This window comes from Paragemmobacter kunshanensis, from assembly GCF_011059185.1.
Classification (GTDB): Bacteria; Pseudomonadota; Alphaproteobacteria; order Rhodobacterales; family Rhodobacteraceae; genus Paragemmobacter; species Paragemmobacter kunshanensis.
In genome coordinates, this window is record NZ_JAALFE010000002.1 from 150,411 (window position 1) to 163,004 (window position 12,594).

The 12,594-nt window shown below is 67.7% G+C and carries 14 protein-coding genes and 1 tRNA gene; 3 read left to right on the plus strand and 12 right to left on the minus strand.

The features are described from left to right. Nucleotides 1–39: 39 nt before the first annotated feature. The 3 genes from G5V65_RS03125 to G5V65_RS03135 all read right to left on the minus strand — a co-directional run bounded on the left by G5V65_RS03125 (nucleotide 40) and on the right by G5V65_RS03135 (nucleotide 1,951). Nucleotides 40–1,023 (minus strand): hypothetical protein, encoded by a 984-nt coding sequence (locus G5V65_RS03125; RefSeq protein ID WP_165046987.1) that lies wholly within the window; start codon nucleotides 1,021–1,023, stop codon nucleotides 40–42. Nucleotides 1,024–1,044: 21 nt separating this feature from the next. After that, nucleotides 1,045–1,839, minus strand: coding sequence for a dimethylarginine dimethylaminohydrolase family protein (locus tag G5V65_RS03130; protein ID WP_165046988.1), 795 nt, complete (start codon nucleotides 1,837–1,839; stop codon nucleotides 1,045–1,047). 28 nt (nucleotides 1,840–1,867) lie between these two features. Next, nucleotides 1,868–1,951, minus strand: a tRNA-Tyr gene (locus G5V65_RS03135). 123 nt (nucleotides 1,952–2,074) lie between these two features. Here G5V65_RS03135 and rlmB point away from each other — a divergent pair. Both rlmB and G5V65_RS03145 read left to right on the plus strand, forming a co-directional pair. Beyond that, on the plus strand, nucleotides 2,075–2,878 hold the full coding sequence (gene rlmB / locus G5V65_RS03140) for a 23S rRNA (guanosine(2251)-2'-O)-methyltransferase RlmB (protein WP_165046989.1): 804 nt from the start codon (nucleotides 2,075–2,077) through the stop codon (nucleotides 2,876–2,878). Between the two features lie 164 nt (nucleotides 2,879–3,042). Next, the gene (locus G5V65_RS03145; protein WP_165046991.1) at nucleotides 3,043–3,456 is read left to right on the plus strand and encodes a CoA-binding protein; all 414 of its coding nucleotides are present in this window, start codon (nucleotides 3,043–3,045) and stop codon (nucleotides 3,454–3,456) included. Nucleotides 3,457–3,531: 75 nt separating this feature from the next. Here the strand turns inward: G5V65_RS03145 and dmeF are convergent, their stop codons facing one another. From dmeF to G5V65_RS03165, 4 genes are all read right to left on the minus strand, one after another. Further along, nucleotides 3,532–4,515 (minus strand): CDF family Co(II)/Ni(II) efflux transporter DmeF, encoded by a 984-nt coding sequence (dmeF, locus tag G5V65_RS03150; RefSeq protein ID WP_165046998.1) that lies wholly within the window; start codon nucleotides 4,513–4,515, stop codon nucleotides 3,532–3,534. Next, the gene (locus tag G5V65_RS03155; RefSeq protein WP_165046999.1) at nucleotides 4,512–4,784 is read right to left on the minus strand and encodes a metal/formaldehyde-sensitive transcriptional repressor; all 273 of its coding nucleotides are present in this window, start codon (nucleotides 4,782–4,784) and stop codon (nucleotides 4,512–4,514) included. Before G5V65_RS03155 ends, dmeF begins: the two co-directional genes overlap by 4 nt. 107 nt (nucleotides 4,785–4,891) lie before the next feature. After that, a complete protein-coding gene (locus G5V65_RS03160; RefSeq protein ID WP_165047001.1) occupies nucleotides 4,892–6,649 on the minus strand; it encodes an FAD-dependent oxidoreductase in 1,758 nt (585 codons plus the stop codon). Between the two features lie 27 nt (nucleotides 6,650–6,676). After that, entirely contained in the window at nucleotides 6,677–7,750 is a 1,074-nt protein-coding gene (locus tag G5V65_RS03165; RefSeq protein WP_165047003.1) for a maleylacetate reductase, read from the minus strand. Nucleotides 7,751–7,845: 95 nt separating this feature from the next. Between G5V65_RS03165 and G5V65_RS03170 the strand changes: the two genes are divergently transcribed. Next, a complete protein-coding gene (locus tag G5V65_RS03170; protein WP_165047005.1) occupies nucleotides 7,846–8,796 on the plus strand; it encodes a LysR family transcriptional regulator in 951 nt (316 codons plus the stop codon). Here G5V65_RS03170 and pcaF read toward each other — a convergent pair whose 3' ends face one another. From pcaF to G5V65_RS03195, 5 genes are read right to left on the minus strand one after another with little or no spacing between them, the layout of a single operon-like run. Beyond that, nucleotides 8,797–9,996 (minus strand): 3-oxoadipyl-CoA thiolase, encoded by a 1,200-nt coding sequence (gene pcaF, locus G5V65_RS03175; protein WP_165047007.1) that lies wholly within the window; start codon nucleotides 9,994–9,996, stop codon nucleotides 8,797–8,799. Nucleotides 9,997–9,998: 2 nt separating this feature from the next. Continuing rightward, nucleotides 9,999–10,670, minus strand: a complete 672-nt coding sequence (locus G5V65_RS03180) for a 3-oxoacid CoA-transferase subunit B (protein WP_165047009.1) — start codon at nucleotides 10,668–10,670, stop codon at nucleotides 9,999–10,001. Further along, entirely contained in the window at nucleotides 10,667–11,401 is a 735-nt protein-coding gene (locus G5V65_RS03185; RefSeq protein WP_165047011.1) for a 3-oxoacid CoA-transferase subunit A, read from the minus strand. The genes G5V65_RS03180 and G5V65_RS03185 overlap by 4 nt, the downstream gene beginning before the upstream one ends. Before the next feature lie 9 nt (nucleotides 11,402–11,410). Beyond that, complete coding sequence (locus tag G5V65_RS03190; RefSeq protein ID WP_165047012.1) at nucleotides 11,411–11,743, minus strand: hypothetical protein; 333 nt, start codon at nucleotides 11,741–11,743, stop codon at nucleotides 11,411–11,413. 10 nt (nucleotides 11,744–11,753) lie between these two features. After that, complete coding sequence (locus G5V65_RS03195; RefSeq protein WP_165047014.1) at nucleotides 11,754–12,593, minus strand: intradiol ring-cleavage dioxygenase; 840 nt, start codon at nucleotides 12,591–12,593, stop codon at nucleotides 11,754–11,756. Nucleotide 12,594: the final 1 nt, after the last annotated feature.

A 12,594-nucleotide genomic window follows, 5' to 3' on the forward strand; every position in this document is an offset into this window, starting at 1 on the left:
TTGGTAGGGCGGGGTTCACCCCGCCTTGCCGGAGGGGGATCACCGCGTCCAGAGGCCCGCGCGCTTGATCGCGTTGCGGATCGCCTGTTCCTTGCGCGGCAGATCGGCGCGGTCGAAGAGGGCGCGGACTTCCTGGCCCTGGCCCTTGTAGAGCATCTTCTTGAAGGGGGCGTAGTGGCGCAGGACGCGTTCGACGCGCGTGTCGGCGGCGGCCTTTTCCATCACCGCGACGGCATGGTCGCTTTCGCGGGCGAAGAAGAGCGGCAGGATGCGCCAGTGGCAGGTGAGCGCGCCGTCGAGGCCCGCGAGTTCGGGGCCGGGGCGGCCGCCGCCCAGGGCATGGATCACCAGGGGAAGCGCCACCTGATCGAGCCAGGGGTCAAGCGTCTGGCAGGCCAGTTCCGGGCCGGGGTCGCGGGCGATTTCGGTGGCGTATTTCAGGAAGAGCGCGCCGAAGCGGCGGGGGCTTTCGTGCAGGAACCAGCCTGCGTTGAAATAGAGGTAGCGCTGCCAGTATTCATCGGGCTGCGCGGGATCGAGCGAGGTTTCGAAATCGAGGCCGAAGCGGCGGTAGAGGCTGCCCCAGATCCCGGTATAGCCGGGGCCGTAGAGTTCAATCTGCGGCCAGGTGCCTTCGCGTTTCATCGAGGCCGTGGGGCGGGTGAAATCGGGGGTCAGGGTGGAGAGGTCGCCGGTGATGATCGTGTCGGTGTCGAGGAAGAGGAAGGGCGCGTCGGGGATATGGGCCAGCGCCTCGATCTTGTTGCCATGGGGGTAGGCGGCGCCGAAGGCGCGGCTTTCGAAGGGGATCACCTCGGCCCCCAGGTCAGCGAGCAGGGCGAGGGTGGCGGAATCGGTGATCTGGGGGTTCTGGCCGGCCCAGAGCGGGCCGGGGCGCGGGGTGGCGATCAGGAGGCGGCCCTGGAAGCCGGGCGATTGCGCGCGGAGCGTGGCGGCGAGGAGGACGGCTTCGTATTGAAGCCGCCCCGCCTGGCCGATGCAGAGGATGTTGAACGCGGACACTGGTAACTCCCCCGGGTGGGATCAGGAGGGGGTGAAGCGGAGCGAGAGGCAGGACATGCCGCCGTCGAGTTTCGCGCATTCGGAGTTGCCGATTTCGACGACGGTGAAACCCGCCTGTTCGATGCGCTGTCTGGTGCCGGGGAAGCCTGCGGGCATCAGCACAACATCGTTGAAGCGGATCGTGTTGGCGGCGGCCTCTTCGCCCGGGGCGGTGTGGATCAGCTTGTAGCCGTCGAAGCAGCCGGAGGCGGAGAGGCGTTCGGTGGAGAGGATCGTGTTGGCATCCAGCAGGGAACAATCGGTCTTGAAATGCAGCACGCCGGGGGGGGTGTGCACTTCGCGCAAGCTGTGGCCCCAGGCGGTGACGATGGCGCGGAGTTCGGCGATGCCTGCGGCATCGGTGCGGGCGGATTGGCCCACGAGGATTTCGCGGCCCGTCACGAGGATGTCGCCGCCTTCGATGGTGCCGGGGCCCTGGATGCGGGCGATGGTGGTGTAAAGGGCGCGGAGTTGGGGTTCCATCTCGGCCGCCTCGCCCAGGCGGGTGGGGGCGCCGGGGCGCATGATGATGGCACCCTCGGGCAGGCAGAGGGCCGTATCCTCGACAAAGACCGAGTCGGGATAGGCGTCGAGGGCGGGGAGTTCGATGACCGTCGCGCCGGTGGCGCGCAGGGTGGCGATATAGGCCGCGTGATGGGCCTGCATCGTGGCAAGGTCGGGCGTGCCGGTATCGACGGCACGCAGGCCTTGGGTGATGGTGGCCGCGGGGCGGCGGGTGATGGCGTGGGTGAAGCGGAAGGATGCGTCTTTTGTCATGATCACCACCCTTTAGCAGAGGAAGGGATGGTGGGCGACCCTGGAATCGAACCAGGCATGGGTCTCCCCGGCGGAGTTACAGTCCGCTGCCGCACCTTGCAGCTCGTCGCCCGACGCGAGGCGGGGATAGCCGAGGGGGGAGGGGGCGTCAAGGTGGAAAGCGGCGGGAAATCGCGCTTGCATCGGGGGCGGTTCGGGGGACATGGATGGGGAAGGATGTGATGGGGATTGCGCGATGAAGACCGGAGCCAAGAAGCCGACCTGGGTGATCGACAAGGAACGCGCCAAGCGGGCCGAGGCGAAGGAGACGGTCTGGCTGTTCGGCATCCATGCGGTGCGGGATGCGCTGGTGAACCCCGCGCGCGAGAAGCTGCGGCTGGTGGTGACGAAGAATGCGCTGGACCGGCTGGAAGAGGCCGTGGCCGCGAGCGGGATGGAGCCCGAGGTGGTGGACCCGCGCAAGTTCGACGTGCCGATCGACGAGGGCTCGGTCCATCAGGGCGCGGCGCTGGAGGCGCGGCCCTTGAACTGGGGCAAGCTGGCGGATGTGGCGATATCGGGGGCGGGGGCGCCCTTGGTGGTGCTTCTGGACCGGGTGACGGATCCGCATAACGTGGGCGCGGTGCTGCGGTCGGCCGAGGTGTTCGGCGCGCGGGCGGTGGTGGCACCCCGCCACCATTCCGCGCCGGAGACGGGGGCGCTGGCCAAGACGGCGAGCGGGGCCTTGGAGCGGCAGCCCTATCTGCGGGTGACGAACCTTGCCGATGCGATGGTGGAGTTGAAGGAGATGGGTTACGTCCTGATCGGGCTGGATGGCGACGGGACGGTGCCTCTGGCCGAGGCGATGGCGGCGGTGGGCACGCGCCCTGTCGGGCTGGTGCTGGGGGCCGAGGGGCCGGGGCTGCGCGACAAGACGCGCGAGACCTGCGACGTGATCGCGCGCATTCCCTTTGCGGGGGCGTTCGGGTCGCTGAACGTGTCGAACGCGGCGGCGGTGGGGCTGTATGCGGCCGCGCAGCGCGGCGGGGGCAAGGGCTAGGGCAGATCACGAATGCGGGATCGGCCCTTAAATCCGAAGCTGCGCCTTCTATGTCACAGGGCAGGGAGCGGGTTCGGAACACCCGCGTCTCGTTCACTGTCCCTCGTTCCGCGACTGGCGCCCGGCCGCAGAGGCCCGGGCGCTTTTTTCTTCTGGGGGTTTGCATGACAGATGACGATATCCGCCGCATCCTTGGCGCGGTGCGGACCATCGCAGTGGTGGGCTGGTCGCCCAAGCCCGACAGGCCGAGCCATGGCGTGGCGGCCTTCCTGAAGCGCAAGGGGTTCCGGGTGATCCCGGTCAATCCGGGGCAGGCGGGGCAGGAGGCGCTGGGCGAGGTGGTGCGGGCATCCCTGGCCGAGATCGGCGGCGGGGTGGACATGGTCGACATCTTTCGCCGCTCGGAAGAGGCGGGGGCGGTGGTCGATGAGGCGCTGGCGGTGCTGCCGGGGCTGAAGGCGGTGTGGATGCAACTGGGCGTGGAGGACGCAGCGGCGGCGGCGCGGGCGCGGGCGGCGGGCGTGGAGGTGGTGATGAACCGCTGCCCGGCCATCGAGATGCCGCGTCTGGGGATGTGAGCGGGGCAACCGGCGCGGTTTCCGGGAGCGCGGCCGGGGGCCGCTGTGCCCCTGCGTCGGTGCCGGTGAGGGCCGTCAGGCGGCCTTGGGTTGCACTTCGATGGTGATGTGGGACAGATCCTGCACCCCGGACAGGCGGCGGCGGTATTCCTGAGGGGGCTGGGGATCGGCGCTGAGGATCGACAGGATCGCGCCATGATGGCCCGGGCCAAGCTGCCAGACATGGAGATCGACGATCTCGTCGGTCTCGGTGGCGATGGCGGCGCGGATTTCGGCGGGCAGGTCCTGGCCTTCGGGGAGGTAGTCCACCAGCACCGCGCCGCTGTCGCGCAGAAGGCCCCAGGACCAGCGCAGGATGACAAGGGCGCCGATGACCCCGATGATCGGATCCAGCCATGTCCAGCCATAGCTGCGCCCGGCCAGAAGGGCGAGGATCGCCATGACCGAGGTCAGCGCATCGGCCAGGACATGAAGATAGGCGGCGCGCAGGTTGTTGTCGCGCGAGGGGCCGTGTTGTGCGTGGTCGTGGTCGTGGTCGTGGTCGTGGTCGTGGTCGTGGTCGTGGTGGTGGGCGTGGTGGCCGTGTCCGTGGTGGCCGTGGTGGCCGTGATGGTGGTGATCGTCGCGCAGCAGCCAGGCGCTGAGCAGGTTCACCGCGAGACCGATCACCGCGACGAGGATCGCTTCATCGAAGCGGATGGCGATGGGGCTGTAAAGCCGCATCAGGCTTTCCCAGCCGATCAGCAGGGCCACGATGGCAAGAACGGTGGCGCTGCCGAAGGCGGCGAGATCGCCCAGCTTGCCGGTGCCGAAGGTGAAGCGCGGGTTGGTCGCGTGGCGGCGGGCATAGCGATAGGCCAGCGCCGTGATCAGCAGGGCCGAGGCATGGGTGGACATGTGCCAGCCATCGGCCAGCAGCGCCATGGAGCCGAAGATCGTTCCCGCCGCGATCTCGGCCATCATCATGGTTGCGGTCAGGGCGATGACCATCCAGCTGCGCCTTTCGTTGCGCACATGGTCCTGGCCCAGAAAGACGTGGTCATGGGGGGCCGCGGTCATTTCAGATGTCTCCGCATCACATCGACAAGTTCCAGCGCTGCGGCGCTGCGGTCGGCGTCGGTTTCGGCCTGCACGACATGGCTGTGCAGGTGATCCTCGAGCAGTTCGACGACAAGGCCGTTGGTCGCCCCGCGGACGGAGGCGGCAAGGTTGAGGATGTCGGCGCAGGGGGCGCCGGTTTCGAGGGCGCGCTCGATCGCCTCCATCTGGCCCTTGAGGCGGCGGACGCGGGCGAGGAGGGTGGATTTGTGGTGGGATGTATGGCTCATAGGGTAGGGGGCTACCCTATATTTGCCGTCATGGCAAGCGGCAGGCATGAGGGGCCGCCCCCGCGCGCCCCGTGGTCGGGGCAGGGGCGGGGGCGGCCCCGGCAGGATCAGCGGGCGAGGACGGCGCGCATCACGCGCAGCAGATCGGGCCGGGGTGCGGCCGTCAGGGTTTCGGCGCGCCAGCAGACATGGTGATCGGGGCGGACGAGGAGGCAGCCGCTGTCGCGGATCTCGCTGGCGCGGGCCCAGTCGCCGGAATGGTCGATGAAAGTCTGGCGGGGGCCGATGACATGGGTGGTGATGTCGATGCCCAGCTCCTCGGCCACGGATTGCGCGGCCTGCACCCATGCCTCGCCACCCAGGCCGGTGAGCAGGGTGAAGCGGCCATGGCCGCAGAGATCGAGGGTGGAAACCTCGGCCCCGGTATCGCGGCGGTAGAGCCAGGCATGGGGCAGGCGCGCGCCGGGCCATGTGGTGGGTTGATAATGCAGGTCGGCATCCAGCGCGAAGGCGGGTTCGATCTGGCCGTCGGTGACGATGGCGGAAGAGCGGTAGCGCTGGTTCATCTCGACGCCATGGGCATCGAATTCGTATTTCTTGAAGGCGATGGCCTTGCGGATCGCCTCGCGCTGGCGTTCGGCGGCCTCGGTCCCTTCGGTGCGGGCGTTGAGGTTCTTCTGCATCTGCACGGGATCGACGCCTTCGCCCATGCCCAGCGATTCGAAGATCGGGCCGAATTCAGCGATGGACTGGTTGGCGCGGGTGACGATCTGTTTCGCGATGGGGGCGCGTTCGTCATTGTAGCTGTCGAGCAGGCGTTCGCCGGCCTGGCCCTTCAGCACCATGGCCAGCTTCCAGGCGAGGTTGAAGGCATCCTGGATCGAGGTGTTGGAGCCAAGCCCGTTCGATGGCGGGTGGCGGTGGATGGCATCGCCCATGCAGAAGACGCGGCCATTGGTGGTGCGGGTGGCGTAGCGGTTGTTCACCGTCCAGGTATTGGCGGAGAGGAGTTCGATTTCCAGATCCGGGTCGCCCACCAGTTGGCGGGCCACGCCGGTGGCGAATTCGGGCGTCACCTCGGGTTCGGGGCCGTTGATGTCATAGCCCCAGACGATCAGCCATTCGTTCCAGGGGCGCACCATGCGCACAAGGCCCATGCCGATGCCGCCGACATCCGCGCCGGGCTGCATGACCCAGTAGAGGACCGAGGGGCGGTGGGCCACGTATTTCGACAGGTCGGCGCGGAAGAGGATGTTCATCGAGCCGCCGACGCCCATCTTGCCCTCATAGGGCAGGCCCGCATGTTCGGCGACCAGCGACTTGCCGCCATCCGCGCCGATCAGGTATTTCGAGCGGATGGTGATGTCCTTGCCCGTCAGGCGGTCGCGGCAGGTGGTGGTGACGCCTTCGGCATCCTGCACGTGGCTGACATATTCGGTGGACATGCGCGCCTGCGTGCCGCGTGAGCAGGCGGTCTTGAAGAGCAGCGGTTCCATGAAGGTTTGCGGCAGGTCGTTCATCCTGGTCGGCGAGGACATGAGGTGTTCGGCGCGCGACAGGGGGTGGTTGCCCCAGGATTTCATGCGCCCGATTTCCTCGCCCGCCAGGCTTTCGCAGAAGATGTTCTCGCCCATCAGATCCTGATGGGTGGCGAACATGTAGGCCTCATCCTCGACATCGCGGCCGAGGTCGCGCAGCACCTCCATCGCGCGCTGGTTGGTGATATGGGCGCGCGGCGTGTTGGCCAGCCAGCGGTAGCGGTTGATCGCCATGTTCTGGATGCCATAGGTCGAAAGAAGCGCCGCCGTGGCGGAGCCGGAGGGGCCCGTGCCGATGATGAGCACCTCGGTGGTGATGTCTGCCATGTTGTCCTCCCTTTATGCGTGTTGCGGTCAGGCGGCGGGGGCCGCGCCTTCCCATGCGGCCTGCAACAGGCCGCGAATTGCGCGCGCCTCGACGGGGCGCGGGTTCCAGTAGGGGTTCTGCGTCGCGATATCGGCGGCGCGGTCGAGATCGGCCGCGGCCATGCCAAGATCGCGCAGGGCGAGCGGGGCGTTCATGCGCCGGGCGAAGGCATGCAGGGCCTGACCGGGGGTCGCGCCGCCGAAGATTTCGGCGATGGGGGCAAGATCGCGCGCGGCGGCCTGTTCGTTATAGGCGATGGCATGGGGCAGGATCACGGCATGGGTTTCGGCATGGGGCAGGTCGAAGCTGCCGCCGAGCGTGTGGCAAAGCTTGTGATGCAGCGCCATGCCGACGGTGCCAAGGACCGTGCCGCAGAGCCAGGCGGCGTAAAGCGTTTCGCCCCGGGCCTGCAGGTCATCGGGGTTTGCCTGCACGCGGGGCAGGGCATCGCGGAAGGCGCGCAGCCCTTCCAGCGCCATTAGGGTGGAGAGGGGCGAGCGGTTCTGCGCATAGAGCCCTTCGGCGGCATGGGCCATGGCGTTGAGGGCGGAGGTCACCGTCATGCCCACGGGCAGGCTGCGCACCAGTTCGGCATCGTAGAGGATCACCTCGGGCTGGACCTTGGGGGTGGTGATGGTGGTCTTGTGGCCGTCTTCCGTCTGGCCGAGGATCGGGGTCGCCTCGGACCCGGCATAGGTGGTGGGGATCACGATCTGGGGCAGGTCGGTGCGCAGGGCGATGGCCTTGCCAAGGCCGGTGGTCGAGCCGCCGCCGATGGACAGCAGGCAATCCGCGCGGCAGTCGCGGGCGAGCGTGGTGGCCTCTTCGCTGATGGCGGTGGGCGTGTGCATGGTGGCGCGGGCAAAGCTGCCTGCGGCGCGGTCGCCCAGCATGGCGGCGAATTCCGCGCCGGTTTCGGCTTGCTGGGGCGTGGTCAGGATCAGCGCGCGGGAAAGACCCAGCATGTCCATCTCTTCCGCGACCCTGTGGCGGACGCCCGGGCCGAAGCGGACACGGACGCCGGGAAGGGTGGTGGTGAACTGGTCGATGAAAAGGGACATGCTGCGGGGGCCTTCCGGATCGTCTGTGGCGGGAAGGTAGCGGCATGGGCGCGCGATATTGATCGGATCGCGCGGGTCTAATATGATCTGATGTTATGAAGCTGGACAGTGAACATCTGGAAATCCTGGCGATGATCGTCGAGAAGGGCGGTCTGACCGAGGGCGCGGAGGCGCTGGGCAAGTCGCAGCCTTCGGTTTCGCGCACCATGGCCCTGCTGGAGGACCGGATCGGCGCGCCCCTGTTCGAGCCGGGCAAGCGGCCGTTGCGGCCCACGGAACTGGGCGAGAATCTGGCCCGGCTTGGCGCGCGCATCCATGCGCTGAATGCCGAGGCGAGCCGTCTGGTGCAAAGCTATCGCCGGGGGCATACGGGGCGACTGCGGATCGCGGGGACGCCCATCTTCATGGACGGGGTCGTGTCCACCTTCATCGCGGATTTCCAGACGCGGCATCCCGATGTGCAGATCGCGCAATCCTACGGCTATTTCGACCAGCTTGCCACGAGCCTGCGGAACGGGGGCCTCGACATGGCGATCGTGCCGCTGCATCAGGGCAGCGTGCCCGCGGACATGAGCTTTGTCCCGCTTCTGCCGGGGCGGAACGTGATCGCGGCGCGGGCAGGGCATCCCCTGACGCGGCGCAAGACGATCACGCTGGCCGATATCGAACCCTATCCCTGGATCGCGCCCCCCGCCGACAGCCCGCTGTTCCGCGATCTGCAGCGGGCGCTGAAATCCATCGGGAAAGAGGATTTCCGCGTCAGCTTTTCGGGGGGGACGCTGGCCTCGATCATCTCGATCCTGGCGGGGTCGGATTCGCTGACGGTGCTGCCCTATTCGGTGGTCTTCCTGACGCGCAAGACATCGGGGCTGGAGGCGCTGCGTCTGAAGATCGAACATCCCGACCGGCAATTGGGGATGCTGACCTTCGACCGCGCCTCGCTGCCGCCTGCGCTGCGGCAGTTCGGGGATTTCCTGAAGGACGAGGTCGCCCTTCTGGAAGCCCGGATCCAGCACGAGGCGCAGGTGACGCGGCGGCGGGGGTGATCAGGGGCGTTCCAGCGCGATGGCGATGCCCTGTCCCACGCCGATGCACATGGTGGCAAGCGCGCGGCGGCGGCCGGTGAGGGCCAGTTCCAGCGCCGCCGTGCCGGTGATCCTCGCGCCGGACATGCCGAGGGGGTGGCCCAGCGCGATGGCCCCGCCATTGGGGTTCACGCGGGGGTCATCATCGGCGATGCCCAGTTGGCGGAGCGTGGCGATGCCCTGGGCGGCGAAGGCCTCGTTGAGTTCGATCACGTCGAAGTCGGATGGGGTGAGGTTGAGGCGGGCCATGAGTTTCTGGCTGGCCGGGGCCGGGCCGATGCCCATGATGCGGGGCGGCACGCCGGCGGTGGCCCCGCCGAGGATGCGGGCGATGGGGGTCAGGCCGTGCTGCTTCATCGCCGTTTCGGAGGCGATGAGGAGGGCCGCCGCGCCGTCGTTCACGCCCGAGGCATTGCCTGCGGTGACGGAGCCGTCGGGGAAAAGGGGTTTGAGTTTGGCCAGCGCCTCCATCGTGGTGGCGCGGGGGTGTTCGTCGCGGTCCACGGTGAGGGGGTCGCCCCTGCGCTGCGGGATCGTGACGGGGGTGATTTCGCGGGCAAGGCGGCCATTGGACTGGGCGGCGGCGGCCCTGGTCTGGGAGGAGAGCGCCATGGCATCCTGTGCGTCGCGGCTGATGCCGTAGTCATCGGCGACATTCTGGCCGGTCTGGGGCATGGAGTCGGTGCCATGGGCCTTGTCCATGGCGGGGTTGATGAAGCGCCAGCCGATGGTGGTGTCGTGGATTTCGGCATGGCGGGAGAAGGCGCTGTCGGCCTTGGGGATGACGAAGGGGGCGCGGGACATGGATTCGACGCCGCCTGCGATCATCAGATCGGCCTCGCCCGCCGCGATGGCGCGGGCGGCGGTGAGGATCGCGTCCATGCCGGAACCACAGAGGCGGTTGATCGTGGTGCCGGTGACGGCGACGGGCAGCCCGGCCAGCAGGGCGGACATGCGGGCGACATTGCGGTTATCCTCGCCCGCCTGATTGGCGCAGCCGAGGATGACATCGTCGACGGCGTCCCAGTCCAGGCCCGGGTTGCGGGCCATGAGGGCGCGGAGCGGAATCGCGCCCAGATCATCGGGGCGGACCGCGGACAGCGCACCGCCGAAGCGGCCGATGGGGGTGCGGATATAGTCGCAGAGATAGACGGGGGTCATGGTCAGAGATCCGGCGTGACAAGGTCTTGGACCGGGGCGGGGATGTGCAGTTCCGCGCCGGTGAGGGATTGCAGGTCCGAGAGCGAGAGGGAGGGCAGTTTTTCGCGCAGGACGAAGTGGCCATCCTCGATGTCGATCACGGCAAGGCTGGAATAGACCCGGGTGACGCAGGCGACGCCGGTGAGGGGCAGGGTGCAGCGTTTCAGGAGTTTCGGCTTGCCGTCCTTTGTCACATGGTCGGTGATGACGGCCACGCGTTTCGCGCCATGGACAAGGTCCATCGCGCCGCCGACGGCGGGCACGCCTTTCGGGCCGGTGGACCAGTTGGCGAGATCGCCGGTTTCGGCCACCTCATAGGCGCCGAGGATCGCCACGTCGAGATGCCCGCCGCGCACCATGGCGAAGCTGTCGGCATGGTGGAAGAAGGCGGTGCCGGGCTTCAGGGTGACGGCCTTCTTCCCGGCATTGATGAGATCCCAATCCTCGGCCCCCGGGGCGGGGGCTTCGCCAAAGCCCAGGATGCCGTTTTCGGTGTGGAAGATGGCCTGACGGCCGGGCGGCTGAAAGCGCGCGACCATTTCGGGGAATCCGATGCCGAGATTGACATAGGCGCCGTCGGCGATGTCCTGCGCCGCGCGCCAGGCGATCTGGGTGGGGGTGAGTTTCGCGGTCATAGGGCGGCCTCTGGATAGCGGGCACCGGCGCGGTTGAGGTCTTCTTCCTGGGCGGGGTTTTCGACAAGGACGAGGCCCTGGACGAAGATGCCGGGGGTGATGACGGATTCCGGGTCGATCCCGCCGGGGGGAAGGATCCGGCTGACCTGCACGATGGTGGTGCTGGCGGCCATGCACATCAGCGGATTGAAGTTCCGCGCGGCCATCCGGTAGGTGAGGTTGCCGAGCCTGTCGCCGTGATGCGCCTTGACCAGCGCGACATCGGCCTTGAGCCAGCGTTCCTGCACGTAAGCGCGGCCGTCGAATTCCTCGATCTTCTTGCCATGGGCGAGGTCGGTTCCATAGCCGGTGGGGGTGTAGAAGGCGGGGATGCCCGCGCCGCCTGCGCGGATGCGTTCGGCGAGCGTGCCCTGGGGGACAAGCTCCAGTTCGATCTGGCCGGCAAGGTAGCGTTCGGTGAAGACCACCGGATCGGCGGAGCGGGGGAAGGAGCAGATCAGCTTGCGGACCATCCCGGTTTCGATCAGGGCGGCAAGGCCGACATGGCCATTGCCTGCGTTGTTGTTGATCACCGTCAGGTCGCGCGGATGGCCGGTGGCGAGGAAGCGGTCGATCAGGGCGTGAATCAGTTCGATGGGCGCGCCGGAGCCGCCGAAGCCGCCGATCATCACGGTCATGCCATCGGTCACGCCCGCCACGGCGGTGGCAAGGTCGGGCAGGGTCTTGTCCATTCCGGTTTCCTATTTCAGGGCGATGTAGGTTTCGGGGTCGAGCGCGGTGACGCGCACGGCGACATGGGTTCGGGTGGCGGCCTCGACCATGCTGCGCAGCTTGGCGCAGACCGCGAGGATCACCTCTCGGGTGCGGTCCGGGCGGGGCAGGATCGCCATTTCCACATTGACGCGCGGCAGGTCGGGCATGGCGCCGACCGGCAGCAGGGCGAACTGGCAGGCGGGCACATCGACCGACAGATCCTGGCAGAGCATGTCGCGGATCGGGCCGAGGGCCTGCACCAGCGGTTCGCGGATGCCGGGATAGAGGCTGTCATCGACGAAGATCTTCACATTCGGCATGATGCGGCCCTCATTCCGGGGTCAAGACGAAATCGAAGGGCGAGCGCCAGGGCGTATCGGCCCCTTGCAGCCGTTCGAAGGGGGCGATCAGCGTCTGTTTCACGCCGAAGACGGCGTCGCTTTCCAGATAGGCATCATCGCCCACGAAGGTATGGGTCACGAGCTTCTGGAAACCCGGCGCGGTGACGAGGAAATGCATGTGGGCCGGGCGATAGGGGTGGCGGCCAAGGGCGGCCAGCATCTTGCCCACGGGGCCGTCATCGGGGATGGGGTAGGAGATGGGCTTGATGCCGCGGAAGGCATAAGCCCCGTCGGCGCCGGTGATGAAGCGGCCGCGATTGTTCCATTTCGGCTGGATGCCCGGTTGCTGCACATCGTAGAAGCCGTCGGCATTGTCGGACCAGACATCGACGCAGGCGCCCTCGATCGGGGTGCCGTGCAGATCCAGCACCTTGCCTTCGAAGAGGCAGGGCTCTCCCTTGCCATCGAGGCTGATGTTGTCGCCCATGGCGCGGATGGGGGCGTCATCGACATGGAAGGGGCCGAAGACGGTGTTTTCGGTGGCCCCCGGCGGGCGGCGGTTGTTGATCGCGTCGACCAGCATCGAGAAGCCCAGGACATCGGAGAGAAGGATGAATTCCTGCCGCTCGCCCGAGCAGATCTGGCCGGTGCGGGTGAGGAAGTCGATGCCGGTTTCCCATTCGGCCTGGGTCAGGTGGCATTCCCGGGCGAAGGCATGAAGGTGCTTGACGAGGCAGGACATCACCTCGGCCAGGCGGGGGCTGGTGGTGGCGCCCATGCGGGCATTGACCGTTTCGACGGAGGTCTCTTCGGAAAAGTAGGGTTTCATG

Excerpts from the sequence above, each read along its gene's own strand:
- G5V65_RS03130 (WP_165046988.1), bottom strand. The coding sequence starts at position 1,839 with ATGACAAAAGACGCATCCTTCCGCTTCACCCACGCCATCACCCGCCGC.
- rlmB (WP_165046989.1), top strand. The coding sequence starts at position 2,075 with ATGAAGACCGGAGCCAAGAAGCCGACCTGGGTGATCGACAAGGAACGC.
- G5V65_RS03145 (WP_165046991.1), top strand. The coding sequence starts at position 3,043 with ATGACAGATGACGATATCCGCCGCATCCTTGGCGCGGTGCGGACCATC.
- dmeF (WP_165046998.1), bottom strand. The coding sequence starts at position 4,515 with ATGACCGCGGCCCCCCATGACCACGTCTTTCTGGGCCAGGACCATGTG.
- G5V65_RS03155 (WP_165046999.1), bottom strand. The coding sequence starts at position 4,784 with ATGAGCCATACATCCCACCACAAATCCACCCTCCTCGCCCGCGTCCGC.
- G5V65_RS03160 (WP_165047001.1), bottom strand. The coding sequence starts at position 6,649 with ATGGCAGACATCACCACCGAGGTGCTCATCATCGGCACGGGCCCCTCC.
- G5V65_RS03165 (WP_165047003.1), bottom strand. The coding sequence starts at position 7,750 with ATGTCCCTTTTCATCGACCAGTTCACCACCACCCTTCCCGGCGTCCGT.
- G5V65_RS03170 (WP_165047005.1), top strand. The coding sequence starts at position 7,846 with ATGAAGCTGGACAGTGAACATCTGGAAATCCTGGCGATGATCGTCGAG.
- pcaF (WP_165047007.1), bottom strand. The coding sequence starts at position 9,996 with ATGACCCCCGTCTATCTCTGCGACTATATCCGCACCCCCATCGGCCGC.
- G5V65_RS03180 (WP_165047009.1), bottom strand. The coding sequence starts at position 10,670 with ATGACCGCGAAACTCACCCCCACCCAGATCGCCTGGCGCGCGGCGCAG.
- G5V65_RS03185 (WP_165047011.1), bottom strand. The coding sequence starts at position 11,401 with ATGGACAAGACCCTGCCCGACCTTGCCACCGCCGTGGCGGGCGTGACC.
- G5V65_RS03190 (WP_165047012.1), bottom strand. The coding sequence starts at position 11,743 with ATGCCGAATGTGAAGATCTTCGTCGATGACAGCCTCTATCCCGGCATC.
- G5V65_RS03195 (WP_165047014.1), bottom strand. The coding sequence starts at position 12,593 with ATGAAACCCTACTTTTCCGAAGAGACCTCCGTCGAAACGGTCAATGCC.